The sequence below is a fragment of the Hydrogenophaga sp. genome, from assembly GCF_041633695.1.
Classification (GTDB): domain Bacteria; phylum Pseudomonadota; class Gammaproteobacteria; order Burkholderiales; family Burkholderiaceae_C; genus Hydrogenophaga.
Genome location: NZ_JBFJMY010000563.1, coordinates 1 through 2,394 on the forward strand (window position 1 = coordinate 1; position 2,394 = coordinate 2,394).

Below are 2,394 nucleotides of genomic sequence, written 5' to 3' on the forward strand. Positions count from 1 at the left end.
AACAAAGACCCCGAAGCCCCGATCTTCTCCGTGGCCGACTACGGCCTGGAGGCCGATCTCTTTGTCGCCGTGCCCGAATTGGTACAGGCGCTTTAAACCCGGCGCCCACGCCAAACAAGGGCATCGTTCGCGATGCCCTTCTTGTATCCGAGACCGAAAACAGGAGACCACCATGAGCTACACCGCACCGTTGAAAGACATGCTGTTCGACATCGAGCACCTGGCGCGCATCGACCAGATTGCCCATTTGCCCGGCTTTGAAGATGCGGGCCTGGAGACCGCGCAAGCCGTGCTCGAGGAGTGCGCCAAGTTCAACGAAGGTGTGGTGGCACCCCTGAACCGGGAGGGCGACCTCAATCCCTCGTCGTTCAAGGCTGGTGTGGTCACGACCACGCCGGGTTTCAAAGAGGCGTTCAAGCAGTACGCCGAAGGTGGCTGGCAAGGCTTGCAGCACCCGGTGGACTTTGGTGGACAAGGTTTGCCCAAGACCATTGGTGCGGCCTGCGGTGAAATGCTCAACTCGGCCAATCTGAGTTTTGCGCTATGCCCTTTGCTCACCGATGGTGGCATCGAAGCCCTGCTGACGGCCGGCAGCGACGAGCTCAAGGCGGTGTACCTGGAGAAGCTGGTGAGTGGCCAGTGGACCGGCACCATGAACCTGACCGAGCCGCAGGCGGGTTCCGATCTGGCCGCTGTGCGCTCGCGCGCCGAACCGCAGCCCGATGGCAGCTACAAGGTGTTTGGCACCAAAATTTTCATCACCTATGGTGAGCACGACATGGCCGAGAATATCGTGCACCTGGTGCTGGCGCGTGTCACCGGCGCACCCGAAGGTGTGAAAGGCATCAGCCTGTTTGTGGTGCCCAAGTTCATGGTGCAGGCGGACGGCTCGCTGGGAGAGCGCAACGACGTGCACTGCGTGAGCATCGAACACAAGCTGGGCATCAAGGCCAGCCCGACCGCCGTGCTGCAGTACGGCGACCACGGCGGCGCCGTGGGTTATCTGGTGGGCCAGGAGAACCGGGGTCTGGAGTACATGTTCATCATGATGAACGCCGCGCGCTATGCCGTGGGCGTTCAGGGTATTGCCGTGGCCGAGCGTTCGTACCAGCAAGCGGTGGCGTACGCGAAAGACCGCGTGCAAAGCCGCCCGGTGGATGGCAGCATGACGACCGCCGCCCCCATCATCCACCACCCCGATGTGAAACGCATGCTCATGACCATGCGTGCCTTTACCGAGGGTTGCCGGGCCATGGCCAGCGTGGCTGCGGCCGCCTACGACGCGGCGCACCACCACCCAGATGCCGACGCGCGCAAACAAAATGCGGCGTTCTACGAATTCCTGGTCCCGCTGGTCAAAGGTTTCAGCACCGAGATGAGTCTGGAAGTCACCAGCCTGGGCGTGCAGGTGCACGGCGGCATGGGCTTCATTGAAGAAACCGGTGCGGCACAGCACTACCGCGATGCCAAGATCCTGACCATCTACGAAGGTACGACCGCGATCCAAGCCAACGATTTGGTGGGGCGCAAGACCGCACGCGACGGTGGCGCGACGGCCAAGGCCATCGCCGCGCAGATCGAAAAAACCGAAGTGGCGCTGGCCAAGAGCGGCAGCGCCAACGCCGTGGCTGTGGCCAAGCGGCTGGATGCTGCACGCACGGCCTTTGTGCAGGTGGTGGACTTCATCGCCGCGAACACACGCAGCAACCCCAACGCGGCCTTTGCCGGCAGCGTGCCTTACCTGATGCTGGCAGGCAACCTGGTGGCGGGCTGGCAACTGGCGCGTTCGCTGCTGGTGGCCGAAGAGCTGCAGGCCAAGGCACAGGACGCGGGCTTCATGCAAGCCAAGATCACCACCGCGCGTTTTTATGCCGACCATATCTTGAGCCGCGTTCCCGGTTTGCGCGACAGCATCGTGGACGGCGCGGACGCTGTGAACGAGATGGCGCTGGAAGCCTTCTGATCCACCGAGACGCTGGCGTTCGTCGCAGCGCTTACGCCTGTCTCCATTTCGACAGGCCCAACCAGCTCGCGGACCCAGAATCGGATCGCGTATTTGCCCTTTAACGGAGACTCCATGTCCACACGCCAACGTGTTTTGCCCCCGGTTCTGAAAAACATCCGTTTTCCAGTGATCGGCTCGCCCCTGTTCATCATCAGCAACCCCAAGCTCGTCATTGCGCAGTGCACGGCAGGCGTGGTGGGCGCGATGCCCGCGCTCAACGCGCGCCCGGCCTCGCAGCTCGACGAGTGGCTGGCCGAGATCACCGAGGCACTGGCCGCACACGACAAGGCCCACCCCGACAACAAGGCCGCACCGTTTGCCATTAACCAGATCGTGCACAAGAGCAATGACCGTCTGGAGCAGGACATGGCACTGTGCGAAAAGTACAA

General features: G+C 62.4%; 1 protein-coding gene and 2 pseudogenes. All 3 read left to right on the forward strand.

The window, feature by feature from the left end:
* A pseudogene (locus ABYB95_RS21705) lies at nucleotides 1-96 on the forward strand (electron transfer flavoprotein subunit alpha/FixB family protein); the annotation flags it as partial.
* A 76-nt stretch (nucleotides 97-172) separates the two neighbouring features.
* Complete coding sequence (locus tag ABYB95_RS21710; protein WP_372661849.1) at nucleotides 173-1,963, forward strand: acyl-CoA dehydrogenase; 1,791 nt, start codon at nucleotides 173-175, stop codon at nucleotides 1,961-1,963.
* A 114-nt stretch (nucleotides 1,964-2,077) separates the two neighbouring features.
* Nucleotides 2,078-2,394 (forward strand): annotated as a pseudogene (locus ABYB95_RS21715) (nitronate monooxygenase); the annotation flags it as partial.

Coding starts and splice junctions, on each gene's coding strand:
- ABYB95_RS21710 (WP_372661849.1), top strand. CDS start 173: ATGAGCTACACCGCACCGTTGAAAGACATGCTGTTCGACATCGAGCAC.